At 49.8% G+C, this 18148-nt stretch carries 18 protein-coding genes; 11 read left to right on the top strand and 7 right to left on the bottom strand.

Features of this window, described 5'->3' with window-relative positions:
* The first annotated feature begins 40 nt into the window (after positions 1-40).
* The 3 genes from ACZ481_RS00090 (at position 41) to ACZ481_RS00080 (ending at position 2057) form a co-directional block, all read left to right on the top strand.
* The gene (locus ACZ481_RS00090) at positions 41-637 is read left to right on the top strand and encodes a TetR/AcrR family transcriptional regulator (RefSeq protein ID WP_464768190.1); all 597 of its coding nucleotides are present in this window, start codon (positions 41-43) and stop codon (positions 635-637) included.
* 751 nt (positions 638-1388) lie between these two features.
* Positions 1389-1670 (top strand): hypothetical protein, encoded by a 282-nt coding sequence (locus ACZ481_RS00085; RefSeq protein ID WP_464768189.1) that lies wholly within the window; start codon positions 1389-1391, stop codon positions 1668-1670.
* A 219-nt stretch (positions 1671-1889) separates the two neighbouring features.
* Entirely contained in the window at positions 1890-2057 is a 168-nt protein-coding gene (locus tag ACZ481_RS00080) for a hypothetical protein (RefSeq protein ID WP_464768188.1), read from the top strand.
* Here ACZ481_RS00080 and ACZ481_RS00075 read toward each other — a convergent pair.
* A complete protein-coding gene (locus ACZ481_RS00075) occupies positions 2054-2224 on the bottom strand; it encodes a hypothetical protein (protein WP_464768187.1) in 171 nt (56 codons plus the stop codon). The two genes, ACZ481_RS00080 and ACZ481_RS00075, sit on opposite strands and share 4 nt — an antisense overlap.
* 412 nt (positions 2225-2636) lie before the next feature.
* Between ACZ481_RS00075 and ACZ481_RS00070 the strand changes: the two genes are divergently transcribed.
* Together ACZ481_RS00070 and ACZ481_RS00065 are read left to right on the top strand one after the other, a co-directional pair.
* Positions 2637-3374, top strand: a complete 738-nt coding sequence (locus tag ACZ481_RS00070; RefSeq protein ID WP_464768186.1) for a cadmium resistance transporter — start codon at positions 2637-2639, stop codon at positions 3372-3374.
* 300 nt (positions 3375-3674) lie between these two features.
* Positions 3675-4502 carry a helix-turn-helix domain-containing protein gene (locus ACZ481_RS00065; protein WP_464768185.1) on the top strand — a complete coding sequence of 276 codons (828 nt, stop codon included), beginning with the start codon at positions 3675-3677 and terminating at the stop codon, positions 4500-4502.
* Between the two features lie 105 nt (positions 4503-4607).
* Here the strand turns inward: ACZ481_RS00065 and ACZ481_RS00060 are convergent, their stop codons facing one another.
* Positions 4608-4799, bottom strand: coding sequence for a hypothetical protein (locus ACZ481_RS00060; protein WP_464768184.1), 192 nt, complete (start codon positions 4797-4799; stop codon positions 4608-4610).
* An 11-nt stretch (positions 4800-4810) separates the two neighbouring features.
* On the opposite strand from ACZ481_RS00060, the gene ACZ481_RS00055 reads away from it, so the two are divergent.
* Positions 4811-5488: an ABC transporter ATP-binding protein gene (locus ACZ481_RS00055; protein ID WP_464768183.1), complete on the top strand. Its 678-nt coding sequence runs from the start codon at positions 4811-4813 to the stop codon at positions 5486-5488.
* A gap of 124 nt (positions 5489-5612) precedes the next feature.
* On the opposite strand, the gene ACZ481_RS00050 is transcribed toward ACZ481_RS00055, so the two are convergent.
* The 4 genes from ACZ481_RS00050 to ACZ481_RS00035 form a co-directional block, all read right to left on the bottom strand.
* Positions 5613-6314: an energy transducer TonB gene (locus ACZ481_RS00050; RefSeq protein ID WP_464768182.1), complete on the bottom strand. Its 702-nt coding sequence runs from the start codon at positions 6312-6314 to the stop codon at positions 5613-5615.
* Positions 6315-6318: 4 nt separating this feature from the next.
* The gene (locus tag ACZ481_RS00045) at positions 6319-6726 is read right to left on the bottom strand and encodes an ExbD/TolR family protein (RefSeq protein WP_464768181.1); all 408 of its coding nucleotides are present in this window, start codon (positions 6724-6726) and stop codon (positions 6319-6321) included.
* Complete coding sequence (locus ACZ481_RS00040) at positions 6713-7363, bottom strand: MotA/TolQ/ExbB proton channel family protein (protein ID WP_464768180.1); 651 nt, start codon at positions 7361-7363, stop codon at positions 6713-6715. The genes ACZ481_RS00045 and ACZ481_RS00040 overlap by 14 nt, the downstream gene beginning before the upstream one ends.
* Positions 7364-7616: 253 nt before the next feature.
* Positions 7617-8939, bottom strand: coding sequence for a TolC family protein (locus ACZ481_RS00035; RefSeq protein ID WP_464768179.1), 1323 nt, complete (start codon positions 8937-8939; stop codon positions 7617-7619).
* Positions 8940-9313: 374 nt separating this feature from the next.
* Between ACZ481_RS00035 and ACZ481_RS00030 the strand changes: the two genes are divergently transcribed.
* Positions 9314-9757, top strand: coding sequence for a TonB family protein (locus tag ACZ481_RS00030; RefSeq protein ID WP_464768178.1), 444 nt, complete (start codon positions 9314-9316; stop codon positions 9755-9757).
* A 216-nt stretch (positions 9758-9973) separates the two neighbouring features.
* Here the strand turns inward: ACZ481_RS00030 and ACZ481_RS00025 are convergent, their stop codons facing one another.
* Entirely contained in the window at positions 9974-12175 is a 2202-nt protein-coding gene (locus tag ACZ481_RS00025; protein ID WP_464768177.1) for a TonB-dependent siderophore receptor, read from the bottom strand.
* A 421-nt stretch (positions 12176-12596) separates the two neighbouring features.
* Here ACZ481_RS00025 and ACZ481_RS00020 point away from each other — a divergent pair, with 421 nt between their 5' ends.
* The 4 genes from ACZ481_RS00020 to ACZ481_RS00005 all read left to right on the top strand — a co-directional run bounded on the left by ACZ481_RS00020 (position 12597) and on the right by ACZ481_RS00005 (position 18118).
* Complete coding sequence (locus ACZ481_RS00020; protein ID WP_464768176.1) at positions 12597-13568, top strand: helix-turn-helix domain-containing protein; 972 nt, start codon at positions 12597-12599, stop codon at positions 13566-13568.
* 582 nt (positions 13569-14150) lie between these two features.
* Positions 14151-15449 carry a PepSY-associated TM helix domain-containing protein gene (locus tag ACZ481_RS00015; RefSeq protein WP_464768175.1) on the top strand — a complete coding sequence of 433 codons (1299 nt, stop codon included), beginning with the start codon at positions 14151-14153 and terminating at the stop codon, positions 15447-15449.
* A gap of 426 nt (positions 15450-15875) precedes the next feature.
* Positions 15876-17618, top strand: coding sequence for an ABC transporter ATP-binding protein/permease (locus ACZ481_RS00010; RefSeq protein WP_464768174.1), 1743 nt, complete (start codon positions 15876-15878; stop codon positions 17616-17618).
* 95 nt (positions 17619-17713) lie between these two features.
* On the top strand, positions 17714-18118 hold the full coding sequence (locus tag ACZ481_RS00005) for an ACT domain-containing protein (protein ID WP_464768173.1): 405 nt from the start codon (positions 17714-17716) through the stop codon (positions 18116-18118).
* Positions 18119-18148 lie beyond the last annotated feature (30 nt).

The raw sequence follows: 18148 nt of genomic DNA, 5'->3' as shown, positions 1-18148 counted from the left end.
CGTTAAGCCAAAGCCGGTGAAAAAGAGGGGAGCGCAATTTATGGCATTACGGCCCAACGATAACGACCCACGGGTCATTCGTACGCGGAAACTTTTACAGGACGCTTTGGCTTCCTTACTGAGGGAAAAAGATTTTACGGCGATTACGGTTCACGACATTGCGGCAAGAGCCACGGTGAACCGGGCCACACTTTATGCCCATTTTGATGACAAATACGCTTTGGTGGAGGCCGTGCTCACAGACACTTTTAGGACTTTAGTTTCCCAGCGGCTTTCCTTTCCGGCGGAGTTGACACGGGAAACACTGCGGCAGTTGATTTTGTCTGTCTGTGATTTGCATGAAAGCCTCTGCGCGCAATGTAAGCGCGGCTACCAGTTCAATGTTCCGGTAGTCGAAGACAAGATAAAACTGCAATTGCAGCAAATCATTACGGACTGTTTGGCCAGACAGGGCGTATTGCCTGACAGGTCCAGGCAGGAAGGATTAGCGGTTACTATGACCAGTTGGGCGATTTACGGTGCCGTGTATCGCTGGATTACGGAAGGGCGGCCGACTACAGCCGATAAGCTGGCGGAAGCTATTTTGCCATTTATTATGGCTGGTATGCGAACAACGATGGGAGAAGAAGGATTTTAGCGTAGCGAGCGCGTTGATTAGTCGGCATGGACGATACGGTTAATACGAAATAACTTCAATATCGCCTTAACACCCGCGCCCGGACTGGCAGGGACGGCGGCTGGCCGCGGCAGGGAAAACAAAAAAAGCCGCCCTCATCCAGTGACGGCGGCACGCATAGCCGGGAAAATTTTCTTTCTCAGTTTTGGCAAAATATGCTATACTGACGGTACAGGCTGCTCGGGGGACGGTTAGCCCCTTCCTTTTCAGGAAGGGGGTGGTATGATGACGACTTACGAAGCATTGACATTTGCGATTGCATTTGCCACGCTTGTGGTATTAGTCACAACCAAAAAGAAATAGCCGCCCCTGCTCAGATGGCGACTATTTCTTAAATAACGTCAACTAGGGCTAACCGTTTTCCGGTTAGACAGCCTGTGGGGGCTGGCGTGTGTCGAGCACGTCAGTCCTTTTCTTATATTATACCCAGCGGTACAAAAATATGCAAGCATTCGGGAAAAAATCCCCGTTGGCCGGTCCAGTTTACTTGCAATTCGGTGCAGATGCGCTATAATGGAACTAGGTGGAAATTAAAAAGCCGCCGCGGCCCGAAAGTGCAGGAACACTTTCAGGCACGCGCAAGGTGCCGAAGACACCTACACGTAACAGCAAGCTGTCCACGGCGACAGTTCTATTATACAATGCCCGCCGCTTGAATACAAGCGCGGCCCAGCGTATGACAGGAGCTGCCGGCAGGGCGGGTGCTGCTTGTGTGCGACTTGACGCAGCAGACGATGGAGCCTATTCCTCTACTCTTACTGTCAACGGAGAGGCAGGCGTCTTACATACGATGGGAACGCCTCTCTGGTGCAGCCGGTTGGCGACGGCTGCCGAGTACGGGAATGGAGCACACGACGAAGCCAAGCGCATGTGTAGGGATAAAAAACCCTTGCATGCGCTTTTTAATTTCCCCCATCACCGCCATGTTGCCGGCACTCGGGCCCCTGTTGGCCGGGGGCCCGGTCCGGCGCTGGCTGGCACAGGGGGAATATAGCATGTCTACAGTGCAAAAGAGTACCCGCATTCTTACCGTCTACTATACCCGGCAAAACGGCGCAACCTGGCCCTTAATCCGCTTGCAGGGCAGATGGTTGTAGGAGCTTGGCTTTTTACCCGGCGCTACAATCGAAGTGCAAGAAAACGAGGGCAGCCTGTTCAGCAAGGCCCGCCCCTTGCCGGAGCCATGCCCGCCGGGGAACGGTAGGCGGTAACGATGCTGACGGTTGAGCAGGTCTGGAAGAAGCTGCAAAGCAGCAGGGTGCTATGCGGCCGGCTGGTGACCAGCCGGGACGGTTCGGAATGGATACGGGTAGAGCTGACGCGGGCTGCCTTGAAATACTACCAGGCACGGGTGACCTGTTACGGCTTCATTCGGGATTAGGGTTTCGCCGTTGGCGCGGCAGGGTTTTGCCTGCAGGCAGCCGGCGTTAAACCCGCCCCGCCGCTGGTTGTGGAACGGTCATCCAGTTTTTGCAGGGAGGCTGCCGGTGATGCCGGCAGCTTTTTTGCGGCCGCAGCCTGGCGACAATAAAAAAGCCCCCACAGCATTGTGAGGGTGTGACAGACCAGGTTGATGTTTGCTGCAGGAGGACAGATTTGCAGGATACAACTGACTGACGCGGCCCGGCGCAGCCGGGGGCTGTCCTCCGGCTTGCCCTTCCTCAATCAGAAGACGCTGTAGAGCGGCGGTGTAAGCTTGTTCAATTATAAGGATTTGGAAGGGGTTATACTTTACGAATGTAATAAAATAAATTTTGCTAAAAGGCTTGATCCCGTTAGTGCGCAGTGTGGTATAATTATAATCACCGTATAGGGCGGGGGCAGTTTATACTTTTTATTAAGTATTGAAGTCAGCCATAGATAACATGGTTAAAACTGGATTAGTAAGCCTATACACACTATCAGTGTGCATAGGCTTTTTCTATTTATAATAGATTTAGCAATAGCCGGGAGGAAGAAAATGATAAGCGCAATCGTGACGGCTTTTATTTCCTTTGTAAGTACGAACATTGATGATATTTTTGTGCTGATGGTGTTTTTCTCACAAGTAGGCGCTCAAATGAAAAAACATCATATTATTATCGGTCAATATCTTGGCATAATCATACTTCTGCTTATAAGCGTTTTAGGTTCAATGGGCTTGAACTTAGTCCCTCAGCAGTATACAGGATTGCTGGGAATAGTGCCCATAATGCTGGGAATTAAAGTATGGCTGGAATTTAGGCAAGAGAAAAAAGCTGATGCTGGGTCAGCAAGGGCGATTATGGCGGAAACAGAAGCAGAAACAAGAGAAACCTATAAGGATAGCCTCCTACATGTACATGGCGCCAATACCGGACCTGAAGCGCCAGCGCCCGAACAATCCAAAATAAAGGCTGTATTAAGCCGGGTAATTAATCCGGCGATCCTACATGTTGCTTTAGTTACGATTGCCAATGGCGCCGATAATATAGGTATTTATGTTCCACTATTTACAAGACTAAATATACTTGAACTTATGGTAACCATTATTGTCTTCTTAGTGTTAATTGCTGTATGGTGTTTTATCGGGGAGCAAATAACAAGTTTTCCTGGAATAAAAGGCGCCATTCAAAAATACAAAAATATAATTGTGCCTGTTGTCTTTATTGGGATAGGTATATTTATTCTAATTGAAAGTGATGTATTTATGTTTTTAACGGCGACTCCATGGGAATAGCTGCCCTGGTAGCAAACCGGAGAACAGGGCGATAAGTCTGGCGTTGCTGCTGGCTTCGCATCACTCCAGATTATAAATCGCGGGCGAACTAATAAAGCAATCTGCGGGTCCTATTATTGACAAGCATAAACTAAAAACATTATAATGTAAATGATAATCAATTTCATCTGTGAGATAAAATTGAAATGCTTAACGCATTGCTCCGTTAGTGTAAATGTGACCCGATTTTTGTGGTTATTATTAGGTCAGCCTGAGTATGATTAGGCCGGCTGCTGCTGCTGTTAAAAGGAGGAATGCAGATTGAAAGCTGATATAGATGAAATAGCCGAATATTTTTCCCAGATACCGCTTGAAATCCATGATGCCCATAGAAGTGTAATCGAACCAGGGAGAAAGCTGATGGGTACATATACCGCACAGGCCTGTGGGCTTGTTTTTCCTCTGCGCGGCAGGGCGAGGATGGCTTTTGATGGTGTAACCTATGAGATGGAGCCTGGCAAGGTTTTTCATGCAGGTCCCAGTATGGCACTGGATAAAGAGGTCGTGGGGGACGGGGAATGGGAATTCATTCTAGTGCACTATAGAATTGCTGACAGCGACAGGGACCTGTTTCCTTACTCATCCGCTCACTATGAACTGGAACCGGGGTATAATCCCCGCGTGAGCGATTTATTGCAAAAATTTCACCGCAGCAGTATGGTGCCGGGAAGTTTACAGGCCCTGCGGGCAAAAACATTATTTTTTACGATTATTGATGAGGTGCTGACTTGTTACGGCAACCGGCGGAATGAAAGCAACCGGGAGCTGGTGGAGCAGGCGATGGAGTATATGGACGCCCATTTTATGGAGCCGCTGACAATGCCCGGCCTGGCTGCGCAGTATGGCTTGAACAGTAAACAGCTCGCCTATCTGTTTCAGAAACATGCCGGCATAAGCCCGAATGAGTATCTGATTGAACAGCGGATCAGCCGCGCGCGGCAATTACTGTCCAGCACAGGCTGTTCAGTGGCAAAAGTTTCTGCTTATGTAGGTTACGCTGATCCCTATTACTTCAGTAAGATTTTTAAAAAGCGCACCGGTGTTTGCCCTAGTACATTACAAAGGTGTCTGCAAAAAAATACTGGATGAATTGGGAATAGATTAGTTATTCCTGATTTTTTTTTTGCAAGCAATGAAAGGGAATGTGGCGAAGCTTGAGGTGAAGTTGTGAGTCGAGTATGGCTTCTTATTTTGTTACCTGTAATTATTGCGGGAATATTGGCAGGGGGTGGCAAGCAGACGAATAAGGAGTTTGGCGCTAAGCCGGCCGGCAATATGGAGCAACTGGGGAACGAGGCGTCTTTCCCACGTATCTATATAGATGCCAAAGGGCACGAGGTTTTTATTGAAAAACAGCCGGAGCGGATTGCTATTATGTTTTTTCATCTGGTAGATCGATGTTTTTGTCTACTGTCCTCAAAGCTTTAGGCCGCATTCTGCGTCCGCAGAGCGGTTCGGTTTACTTGAACGGTCAGGATATTAGATTCCTTTCAACCAAGGCAGTGGCCCGTAAAATGGCAATTTTGCCCCAGTGCCCGCTGGCGCCCGGCGGGCTGACTGTAAGAGAGCTGGTGGCTTATGGGCGTTTTCCTCACCAACGGGGTTTTGGCACCCAGTCCAGTGAGGATCGCCGGACCATTGCCTGGTCGCTGGCTGTGACAGGCTTGGAGGCTTTAGCGGAGCGATTTGTGGATACTCTTTCCGGCGGGCAGCGTCAGCGGGTTTGGATCGCCATGGCGCTGGCGCAACAAACGGCGCTTATCCTGCTGGATGAACCTACGACATACCTTGACTTGTCCCATCAACTGGAAATACTGGAGCTGCTGGCCGAACTGAACAAAAGCCAGGGCTGCACAATTGTGATGGTTTTGCATGATCTTAATCTTGCGGCCCGTTTTGCTGATTATATGATTGCTATAAGGGACGGAGCCGTGCTTTGTCACGGGGCACCGGCAGAAGTCATGGTGCCCGCGGTATTGCGGGATGTTTTCCAGATTGACGCCCAGGTTATCAATGAGGCCCGGACCGGCCGTCCTGTCTGCATTGCTTATGATTTAATCAAGCCGTTGTCGTAGATAGCCGCTGCAAAGGAGGTTTGATGCTACGCGCCGCTTTTCCGTTTATACTCACCTCGCGCGGGGACAAACAAAGAGCCAGGGGAACTTTATTTCCCCTGGCTCTTTGTTTGTCCCCGCGTTTTTAGTTATGGAGGCGAAAGGATACGGGCAGCGTTGTAGTGCAGGCTACTGTCCGGCCGCTGCTGCGGTCTTTGGCCGGGATAAACCGCCATTTCCGCACGGCCTCGGCCGCTGCTTCGTCTAATGTTGTATAACCGGTAGAACGGGCAATGCTAATTTCGCCGGGCCGGCCATTAGCCAGAATATGAATTCGTAAGAGCACCGTGCCTTCTTGCCCGGCCTTCCTGGCGGCTGGCGGATAATAAGGGTCGACTTTGCTCAGGATACCCGGGGCGGCAATGCCGCCAGGTGATCCCTGTGTACCCGCGCTGCCGGATCCCGTGCCTGGACTTGAGCCGGTATTCGCAGCGGCTTGCGGCTGTCCTGCGGCTGGCACTGCCGGGCGCTCTACCTCAGGCACGGATAATTCGTTGGTAGTAACAACCGGTTTTGCTTCCGCTTTAACTGGCACTGGCTCGGCCGGCACTGGTTCAGGTGGCACCGGCTGGGGGGGAGGCGGTGTTTCTGTCGGGGCCGGCGGTCCCGGGTCGATATTTGCCCGGTCACCGGGATCAGTTACCAGATCCATTTCCATGACAATTTCTTCAGGTATAGCTGCCAAGGTTGTCAGGCTGGCTACCATGTAACCGGCTGCGACTATCAGAAAAATATGTAAGCAGACGGATATCGTGATGGCTTTACGCCAATAAAAAGCATAGGTCATATAGTTACCTCGCTTTCTCAACCGCTACCGATACCCGGTGGGCTCCCGCTTGTTTCAGTGCATCGAGAACGGTTACAATCTGTCCGTAGGCTACCTGCTTATCGCCACGCAAAATAAACACAGTATCAGATTTTTTGCCAATCTCCAGGTTTACACGTTTGCTCAGCAATTCCAGGGGAATTTCTTCTTGGTTAAACATAATGCTGCCATTTTCCATTACTGTGACATTGATACTGCTGGGCTTATCCTGCTGAACGGCCGCTGCCTGCGGCAGGTTAATCGGGATGGTATGCTGCTCGACCATGTATAGCGTACTCATCATGAAGAAGACCAGCAGGAAAAAAATAATGTCAATTAGCGGGATGATCATAAGCTGCGGCTGGTTTTCTACCCGGAGACTACGCAATTTCATGGGATTCTCTCCTGCTTGTTTTTTTGATCAGTACATAACTGACAATCAAGGCTGCCATTTGCTCAATGTCGGTTATCATAAGGTTGACCCGGCGGGAGAGGTAGGTGTGCAGGAGTAATGCCAGTATGGCGACGCTAAGGCCGGTCGCTGTGGCAATGAGCGCCTCGCCAACACCGCCGGTAATGGCCATTGGTTGACCAGACTGCACATTGAATATACTAAACGAATTGATCATGCCGATAACAGTGCCTAATAACCCGAGTAAAGGCGCGATCGTAACGATCATGCTCAGGTCATCAAGGCGCTCGCGGAGGCGGGCTGCACCCAGCGCAGCCGCGCTTTCCAGGGCATTTTCAATCTGACTGCCCCGCTGGCAGGCCTGGAGACCGGCCAAGGCGACAGCGGCCAGAAAATTGGGGCTTGATTGTTCACAGACCTGGACAGCCTCGTTAAATTTTTGCTTTTCCAGCAATGGCAGCAGCTGCTGCTGGAAATCCTGCGACTGGGCGGACCGGCTGCGGTAATAGAGAAAACGTTCGACAAAAATGGTAACGGTAAACAACGAGCAGACAAGCAATACATACATGACTGGCCCGCCTTTGTGAAATAAATCAATAGTTTGTGTTATAAGTTCCATAATTCTCTCCTTTATATGTAATCATTTAATAACCATCTTTACTCTTGCCTGGATATACTGGATGGCACCAGTCAGCATATCTGAGTTAAAGAGTTGCCCCCTTTTTATAATAGCAGAAATTGATAATCATTTTCAATATAAGAACGCAATTATTTTTCAAAAATAGACAGCAGTCCTACATTGCCAACAAAGCCGGCAAATAACTTCAGCCTATGCCGGCTGTTTATTAGCAACTGGATGGGCTGGACCATTGTCAGAATAGCGGCAGTGTACCGGTGGCGTGCAGTAAGCGGACTTGGTTTTTATAATAGTCATAACGGGCGTTGAGGTGATTGGTTTTGGCTGTTATTAAGTCCGCATGCGCGCCCAGGACTGTTGCCATATCGGCTTGTCCGGTCCGGTAGCCCTCAGCAGCTGCGGCATAGGCTGCCTCCGCTCTGTTTACCGGCTGTTCTGCGGCCGCCAGTAACTGGCCTGACTGTTGCCAGCTTTCAAAAGCTTTTGCTGTTTCCAGCTTTATAACTTCCATTTTTTGCTGAATTCGTTCGGCCGCAATAGCGGCATTTAGATCAGACTGGCGGGCTTTCAATCTTGTTTGGCCACCGTCAAACAAATCACCGGTTACATACAGACTGGAGTACCAGTATTGCTCCGGCAGCCCCAGGTCGTACATGACGAAATAGAGATAAACAGTAGGCCGGGCTTCTTTGGCGGCTATCTTCGTCCCTAAGGTGGCAACCTGAAGACTGCGTCGGGCCTGGGCCAGGTCCTGGCGATGCTTCAGGGCCTGGTCGATTGCCTCATGCAGCGTAGCCGGCACCGGTTGCGCCGGTGTTTCGGTCAGGATCAGCTTCTGATCAGGCGGCAGGTGCAGTAATTGGCTGAGCTTGTCAAAAGCCTGTCGCTCTTCTTGTTGGCGCAGCAGTGTGTCATATTGCCGGAAATGGGCCAGGTCAGTTTCGGTTTGGACTGTTGCGCCGGCGCCAGACCGACGCCGGGCCTCGTCAAGATAATATGTAAGCTGGTGGACCGCCTGCTCAGTCAGAATTTTGCGTTCTTGCGCTGCCAGGGCATCATAATAATCGAGAAATACGTTTATTGCCACTTGCTGCTTGGCGTAATCCAGGTAGTCGGTTGAACTGAAAAGTGCGGTTTGGGACTGGGTCACGCGGTCCCTGGTCTGGCCGCCGTCGTATAAGGGAAGCCTGAGGGTTATGTAATTGCCGTATTCCGGTTTAGGTTTTTCGGCTACCTGGGTTTGGGTATGTGTCATACTTATGGTAGGCAGGTAACGGGCCTTATTCTTTTTTAGCTCCAAATCCGCTTTGCTTGTCTCCAACTCGGCAATCCTGATGTCGTGGCTGCTTGTTATCGCCAACCGGATGCTGTCCGGCAGTGTGAGTATAACCGGCGTGGCATAGCTCTGAAGCGGTAGGCTGCAGCAAAGCAGAACAAAGCCGGTCCGGAGGATTGTCTGCCTTATATTAATCGTCCTCGCCCCCTGTGCTGGTCCATTAGCCTGATAATAGGACCGGTGGTGGAATTTTACAGAAATTCTGCTGATAAATGTAATCATTATCAATACACCTGATTATTATAACAATTGGCGCTAGGGCGGTCAACTCTCACCGCGCCGGCCTGACGCAGGTGGCAAAGCGGGTAGCCTATGCCCCAGCGGGCAATATGGTTGACTTGTCAAAAGGCAAATGGCAATAGTGCCTGTTAAACAGGAGCAAACTTATGTTGCTTTGGAGTATTAGCCATGGCAATAAGCTCGCTAAACTTGATAGTAGCCAAAACAAATTAACTCGCTGTCTTGAAGGTGTGCTGCTGTTGGCCGGCGGCAGAACTGCCATAATTTGCTTTATATAAATAAGAATAGTTCTCATGTGCAGGAATTTGCATCCTTTTGCCGAAACCAATAAATAAAAGTCAAGAGAGGGTGGTTGCATGAAATATATTCAAAAAGTACAATGGTTTATTGCAGTCCTGTTGTTTGCGATCATGGGTCTGGGGGTGGCCGGTCCGGCTATGGCTCAGGCGAAAGAGCCTGTGACACCTCCCAAAATTATCACATTAGCGCCTGTTGGCCTCACGCCGGAATTGCGGGAGAAATACTCGGAGCAAACCATTCTGGTAAGAATTAAGGCAACAATCACCGAGACCGGAACGCTGGACAATAATATCCAGGTCATAACAAGCTCCGGCGATGCGGCCTTCGATCAGGCAGTTATTGATTCCATTCAGCAATCGGTGTTTACACCGGCTTACACGAGCGATCAGCAGGCGATAGCCAGCTCCATTGTGCTGCCGCTCAATGTCAAAGTGGAGAAATATCTGCCGGAAGAAGAGGCTGTCAACCAGCCCGGCAATGAACAGGCCCCCAATCAATAAAAAATCCTAGCCAGGCAGGGAATTTCAGGCCGATGATTAATAGCTGCCAAAAAGCACAGATTATATATCCTGTGTTTTTTGGCAGCTTATTTTAATTTAAGTATTTTATAGCTACCGCATACTGAAGCTCCGGATTGATAATACAACTTATATAACAGCGGCAGCCTAGCGCAATTACGGCGTCAACCGGTTGCCGGTTGTGGTCTTTGGCCGCGCCTACCAGCGGCAGGAGGCGGTAAGCCGCACTGTCCGGCCGGGATGAAGATTATCGTAGTAGTAGCTCCGATAGGAGCTTACGACATACTGCTTGTCAAACAGATTCTGTACATTGAGTTGATAACGCCATTTGTCCGCATCATAGCGCACCATGGCGTCGGCCACAAGCACATCCGGCTGCTTATATGCGTTGGAGCTGTCATAACGGGAGCCGATATAGCGTACGCCGCCGCCGAAACTCCAGCCGCCCGCCTGCTTATCCGGCCTGGTGTTATCCAGCCACAGCGAGGCGCTGTGGCGGGGAACGCCGGCCTCACGCAGCCCGATCCGGACCGGATTATTGTCCTTAGTGACTTTTTTGTCCAGCAAGGTATAGGCAGCGGTCAGATTAAGGCCTTGGGCCATCTGCATATTCGCTTCCAGTTCCAGGCCCCGGGCCTGTTCTTCGCCGGTCTGCACGCTGTAATTCCCGCCCAAAGTCTGATTTAGGGGATCGCTTGTCAATACATTTTGTTTGCGCAAATCAAACACGGCGGCGCTAAAACGGGCATTGGCATCCTTAGGCCGGTACTGGACGCCCAGCTCAACCTGGCGGCCGGTCGTCGGGTCGAAGCGGTTGCCGTAACGGTCGACACCGGACTGGCCTTCAAAGGACTCATCATAGCTGAAATAAGGCATCAGGCCGCGCCCCGCGTCATAGATCACACCCAGCCGCCCGGTAAATGCATTCTGGTCAATGACGGTACGGGCTTCGGACAGACGGTTCAGGGTATCACTGTCATAACGGTCATACCGTCCGCCAACAATCGCCGTCCACCGCTGGCCGAATTTCATCTGGTCCTGCGCATAAAAGCCGGTCTGTCTGGTTGTGGTGTCGGCAATATAAGTATAAGGCAGACCGGCAACGTCAACAGTTTGCCCGTAGTTCGGGTTATTCAGATCCAGCGGCGAGGCCTGACCGCCGTATTTTTCGGAATATTTCAAGGTGCTTCGCTGATAGTCAACCCCCAGCAGCACGGTATGCGCAACCGCCCCCCCGGACCAGATCGCCTGGAGATGCGTGTCAAGGGCATCTCCGGTCAGGTCACTGAGGATATAGCGCGCAAGCCGGCTGATAATGCCGTTGACGGGAGCGTCGTAGGTCATATAGCGGTAATTGACCCCGAGGTCTGAATGCCGGTAGCTTTGCCTGACCGCCCAGGTAGCGTTAATTTGGTGCTCCAGCACATAACCGATCTGGGTATTCTCCCGGTCAAAACCGTCATAGCCCGGTTCGCCGGCCAATAAGCGGTCAGAGTAGCCATAAAAGTTGTGACCCGGAAAATAACGGACAGGACCGTGGGCGTCACCGTCACTGTTTTCTTTCTGGAAATGGGTCAATATCGTCAGGCTGGTATGATCATCAGGCTGCCACGTAAGGGCAGGCGCAATAAAATGCCGGGATTCACTGCTGTAGTCATGATATAAATCCTTGTTATAATTGCGGGCGGTCAGCCGGAATAGCAACTTGCCGTCAGCCGTCGCCGGGCCGCCTACATCCAGTGCGGCGCTGCGTTCACGGTTGCTGCCTGTTTGCAGCTCGATTTCGTGGAACGGTTCCGCCGTCGGCCGCTTGCTCACCTGATTGATCAGGCCGCCTGGGCTGCCGGCGCCGTAAAGAATGCCCGCCGGTCCCCGCAGCACCTCAATCCGATCAAAGCTGTAGAGATCGGTATTGGGAAAGGACCAGCCCCCGGTATAGCCGCGCAGCCCATCGGTATAGGTAAGACCCGCGCCAACGCTGAACCCCCGGATGTGAGCCCGTAAATAATACTTGTTTTCCAGGTTGGCTACGCCGGCGGTGTAGGCCAGCGCGTCAACCAGGCTGTTGGCGCCCCGGGCCTGCAACTGCTCCTGGGTAACGACGCTGATGGAGCGGGCGCTTTCCGCCAGCGGCGTGTCCGTTTTCGTGCCGGCGCGGCTGCGTTTGGCAACATAGCCCCGGTCCTCACTTAGCCTGCCGGCGGTTACCTCCACCCCTGCCAGACTGAATACCTCCGGGCTTGCTGTCCCCTCAGCCTGGCTAGAAGCCTGTTCTTCCACCGTCTGGTCGCCGGCGATCTGCTCAGCGGCATAACCTGTTGCCGGCAGCGGCCAGAACAGGCTTCCGCCTACCATCGCATACAACAGGCTGTATTTCATACGCGCTATGATATGTTTCATAAATCAGCAATCAACCCCTCACACCATGTTCCCGTATTCTTTTGTCAAGCTAAAAAGACAAAATGATATTGAAAATCATTATCGATGTTAATTATAAAAAATTTATGGCTCCTTGTTTCTGGTTGCCACAACCGCCTCCTTATATCAATTTAGGTACCTTGGAGCCCATTATAACAAGGCCATTTTTTGCCTGTCAATGATTGTCCGCTTGACGCTGCCTGAACCTGCCTTCCCTGGGCTGAGCGGGCTCGCGGCGAGTCTGTACGGTCTTTGCGCGCTGCTGTAAAGGCCGGGAGGATGAAATTCAGGAGCCTTTTTATCCCCGGTTGGATTTGCTGATTTATGCCCGGGAAATTGTCATTGCTGGTGATAACTGTTATCATATAAACAAGCAGTCATCATATAAGAAAGGTTGACGCGTATGCATACAGAGCCTGACCTGTTAAGCGCTGCAAGTCTGGCATTGCAACTGGGCTATCAAAGCACTCTGGATAAGGAAGGCGTGAAATACCTGCGGCCGGCTGACAAAGAGAACAGCTGGCTTAAGGAAGTCTGCCCGGCTCCGGGGCTGTTTGTCACCAGGGCCTATTTCAAGCCTCATGAATCTTTTACCAAAATATATGCGCCCCCCTGCAGCTGCCTCTGGCTTTGCTCCTTTGACTCCGGGAAACTGTCAATACTTGAAAAGGGAAAAAAAGGCCGGCTGTTGCAGCCCGGCATTCATCTGCTTGTCCAGCACGGGCAGCCTGTCAAAATGACTTTTTCCGCTCCTGACCGGATTGTTTATACCAGCATTACGGTCGCCGGGGCTTTTCTCGCCGGGGCTTTAAAGAGCCGGCCTTTTACTATAGCCAATGCCCTGGCGTTGCACAGCGAGCAGTATAATACCCCCCTGCTTGCACTGGTCTTTGACCAGCTAAAGCACTCTATTATAAATGGCGGTCTGGATTTAGTCTATTACCAAAGTAAAGTGCTTGAGATAATAACCCTCATCCAGCGCAACGTTACGTATCCGGGGCACTGGCAAAGGTACTTGAAGAGCAGCCGCAAAAGCCACCTCACTTACCAAAACCGCAAATTCATTCAACAAGTGCAAGCCGAAATTGACAAAGATATACTCCGCTCGCCCAAGACCAGCCAACTGGCGCAGTTTGCCGGCATGAGCGTTTCTAAACTCAACCGTTGCTTTAAAGCCTGGACAGGCATGACCATTGCCGATTATATTCGCCGGCAGAAAATGAATTATGCCCTGCGCCTCTTATGGGATGATGCCAAGAACATCAAAAATATCGCCAATGCACTAGGCTACCGGAATGCCAGTAAGTTTGCCGCCGCATTTAAGAAGGTGCATGGTTTTTCCCCCCAGCATATCCGCAGGTCCTTTGGCTTTTAATTCTAATACCGACTTAGCAAAAAGATTTCCATTCCTTGCCTGGACGGGTAAATGCAAATTGACAGGACTTCACTCGTTGAAAAAAGCGTCTGCAGGCCAAAGCATGGCAGACGCTTTTTTTTCCCTGGCATTGATCTTTTCTTCCCATGCCGGTAGCCCCAGCCGCCGGCTGCGATGTTGTTTTTGCACAGGCTGCCCCTAAAGGATGAAAGACGGCCGTATAATCCCAAATGATATATTTCTGCTCCTTTCTATCACGCGACAGGCCTATTTTAGCACCGTTTACCTGCTGACAGGCCTGACATTCTCAGCGATGTGCCGGTGCAGGCAACAAATCGTTTACGGTAGCTCAGGTTCTTGACGGATAAAATTCGGGATTGTTATACTAGTAAAAGTCAATTGGGCTCTGAACGCCCCCAGGACTGGAAATTAAGCGGCAGGAAAAATTTTTAAGCATCTATGTGATAATGATTATTATTTTTATTTAAACAAGCGGCAAAGTCAGGCAGTATTGTCAGCTTAATACCCGGGACTACCGGATAGCTGCCCGTTACTACCGGGCAGGGGGGAGCTTTTACAACTATGAAATACTGGTATAAAATTCACAAATGGACAAGTCTGATCTGCGCTATTTTTCTTTTCATTATGTGCTTCAGCGCTTTGCCGTTGATTTTTGGCCGGGAGATCGCCGCCTTTAACCAGGTCAGTAATCCGGCAAATTCAGTTGTGGCCACGGCGGCCGCAGCCGACCTGTCTGTAAGCAGGCTGGCGGAAACGGCTGTGGCCCGTTATCCCGGTTACGATCTGCGGGCCATTTACCTGGATCATGTTAACCAGACCATCGGCTTTTCCCTGCAGGGGGCCGGCAAAGGCTATCAGTATACTCGCCTGGACCTGAATACAGGCCAATTTGTTGAGCGCGCCAATCAACAAGTTAAGTATGAGTTTATTCAACAATTTATTAATTTTATGTACAGGATGCATGTGGATATGTATCTTGGATCGTTCGGCAGGCAGTTGCTCGGCTTTATGTGCGGGTTAAGTGTGGTTGCCCTGATTTCGGGCCTGTGGCTGTATGCCCCGTTTATGAAAACAGTATCATTTGGCTCCCTGCGGGCCACCAGCCGGCGGGGTTACTGGGTGGACTGGCATAAACTGCTGGGCATTGTCACGCTTTCCTGGACGGTATTATTAAGTATAAGCGGTTTTATATTTGTTTTTGCCGGTCCGGCTCACAATGCCTGGAATGAACATAGCCGCAGGGAGTTTCTGCAGGCATATGAGGGTAAACCTTCTCCTGCACAGCGCATTTCCCTTGATTCTGCGCTGGCAGTTGCCAAAACAGCCTTGCCTGACCGGCGGATAACAGGCCTGGAACTGCCGCAGGCAGGCGGAAAGATGCCCTGGCATTATACAGTCCGGACCCAGGGAGATGGTTTTGGCGCCTATTTGAATCAGTCTGTCTGGGTCGATGCAGCGACCGGTGAGATTACCGCCATTCCTGAGCAGCCCTGGTACCTGCAGGCATTTTCAATGGCCAGTCCGGTTCATTTCAGTAATCATGACACCTTGCCGCTGAAAATGTTATGGTTTGTTACCGATTTCTTGACCTGCATTATGATTATTACCGGCATTTATGCCTGGGTTGTTAAATTCAGCCCCAATACAAGCAAGGCAGCGGCCAATCGACAGCCGGTTATTAGGCCAATCCGGCCGGTACGGCAGTCATTATGGCAAATCTGGCGGTTACCGGCCGCTATCATCCTGCTTACCTTATTTGGCCTGATCGCACCACTGGCAGGCTCGGAATGGAATAATGTATCCGCGCTGGCCCTGGCGATCCCGCTTATACTGACAGTATATTACTGGTGGCGCAGGTAGTCCGTATATAGTCTACTGCAGTTTCCCGTGAGATCACTTGGCCGGGAGCCTTAATCCTGTATTGATTGCGCCCCCATCCCGGATGCTGGTGAACATAACATTGAATAAAAATAAAAGAATCATTACCGTCTTACAATTAAGACGGTAATGGTTCTTTTATTTTTAACTACCAGGAACCGCCTGGCATCAGACGTATCCTAACTGTCCGAGACAGAAACCGGTAAATTATTTGCTTAATTGACATTGATTTTCATTATCATATATAATTATTTTTAATTCAACTATAAAAAAATTAATAAACCGGGTAGCTATGATCTACTATATGTCGGTTAATTTCCATTTTATAAAAGTATCCGATTTCGAATAGAAAAATGACAGTATTTCTCACAATCTGGCATTAATAAGGGAGCGTGGGTTGACAATTTTATGTTGGTAGAAAATAAGCTGACAGAAAATCAGTTGGCGGAAGTAAAAAAATTCTCTTTGCTGCGGGGGCTTTGGAAAGTTGGCAATGGCTACTGGCGATCAAAAGAAAAAAAGTATGCCGGGTTATTATTGCTGGCAATTATTAGTCTGACCGCTGTTGATGTTTATTTGCAGGTATGGCTCAACAAGTGGCGCAATATTTTTTTCAATACCCTGCAGGACCGGGATTTAGCGGCATTTTTTGATTCTATTATTCTTTGGCTTATTCTAACTGTATCCGCTTTAGCGGTGACTGTTTATCAGCGTTATTTGCATCAAATCCTGGAGCTTAAATGGCGCACCTGGCTGACAGACCGGTTTATACAGGAATATCTGTATTCTAACAGATACTATTATATGCATATAAGGGACAACAGTATCGATAATCCTGACCAGCGCATGAGTGAAGATGTAAAACTGTTCATTGAATCGCTTTTAAAAATTTTTATATGGTTTTTATACACATTGGGTATTTTATGCAGTTTTATGATCATTCTTTGGCAATTGTCCGGGTCTTTTTCTTTGTCCTGGCAAGAATGGACTATTATTATCCCCGGTGATATGGTTTGGATTGCGCTTGGCTATGCGATTATGGTCAATGTAATTGTGGCCAAAATTGGACAGCCCTTGGTGCACCTTAATTTTCAACAGCAGTGTTTTGAGGCTAATTTTCGCTTTGGATTAATACGTTTGCGGGAATATGCGGAGGCCATTGCCTTATATACAGGCGAGCAGCAGGAGCGATATTTGCTGAAAGGCTCTTTTAAAAAGGTCTATGATAATCTATATAAATATATAAACAGGCAAAAAGTGCTGGATTGTTTAATTTTTTGTTTATACCGGGGAGCTGAACCGCTGCCTTATGTCATAACAGTGCCGCGGTTTTTCAGCGGGCAGATTCAACTCGGCGGACTGATGCAGATCGCTGCGGCCTTTGACAGGGTGCAAAAGTCGCTGACATTTTTTGTCGGTTGGTATAAAGAGCTGGCAAAGTTGGAAGCAATCGTCAAAAGGCTGGCAAATTTTATGGATATGATGGAACAGATGCGGCTGGTTGGGGAAAATTCGGCAATCCGGGTTATTGCTTCGCCGGAGATGGCTTTATCGGTCGAGAGTCTAAATGTCCGGCTGCCAAATGGCCAGTTGTTGATACACGATTTTGCCATGCAGCTGCAAGCCGGGGATTCTTTGCTGATTACCGGACCATCAGGCTGCGGTAAAAGTATGCTGATCAAAGCGATAGCCGGTATCTGGCCTTTTGGTGAGGGTTGTACCCGGATACCACATAACCAGCAGTGCTTGTTTTTGCCGCAAAAGCCATATCTGCCGGAAGGAACTTTACGGGAGGTCCTGCTTTATCCGCAGGCAGGCCTGCGTCCGGACGAAGAAATCGTAGCCGTTCTGAAGAAATGTAGTTTAAATGGACTGGTGGGACGCCTGGACGACCGGGAAAATTGGTCCCATATCCTTTCTACGGGCGAACAGCAGCGGATTGCTTTTGCCCGCGCTATTTTGCAGCAACCGCAGTGGCTGTTTTTGGATGAGGCCACTTCCGGACTGGATGAGGCAACCGAAAAAAGATTGTATAAAATGCTCCGCAATGAGCTTAAGACAACCGGGATTGTCAGTGTCGCCATCGCAGCAGCCTTTTTCCCTATCATGATAAGATACTGGCCATTAAAGAGAAAGGCCGCTGGGCGTTAGTAGCATGACTGCCGGATATCTTGTAAAATATATTCAGTACATATTTTTACGGTTATCAATCAACTTAGCTATACCAATTTAGCGTTGGAGGAACAATGAACGGAAAAAAGCTTACATTTGCAGTTGTGCCGGTTTTACTGGGGATATGCCGGTTAAAGCCCGGCCAGCCTATTCCCCCGTGGGCTCAACAGGGAGAGTTCTTTTCAATTACCAAGACATCTGAGGAAATATCAATTATTTGTCCGGAGAAGGCAATACCTGCAGAAGACGTTTTGTGTGAGCGCGGCTGGCGGGCGCTGAAAATAACCGGGATACTGGACTTCAGCTTAGTTGGCATACTGTCGGCAATCTCCACCGCCCTTGCCCAGGCAGGTATCAGCATTTTTGCTGTTTCCACCTACAACACAGATTATATTCTGATAAAAGCGAGAGAGCTTGAGGCGGCATTACAAACACTTGGCAATGACGGGCATGAAGTAGAATTTGAACGCGAGGCTTAATGTACCTGCTGCTCGCCTGCAGGCGGATTG

Source organism: Sporomusa intestinalis, assembly GCF_055383785.1.
Note: the sequence above shows the minus strand (reverse complement) of the source record. Positions and strands in the feature narration are given on the sequence as shown.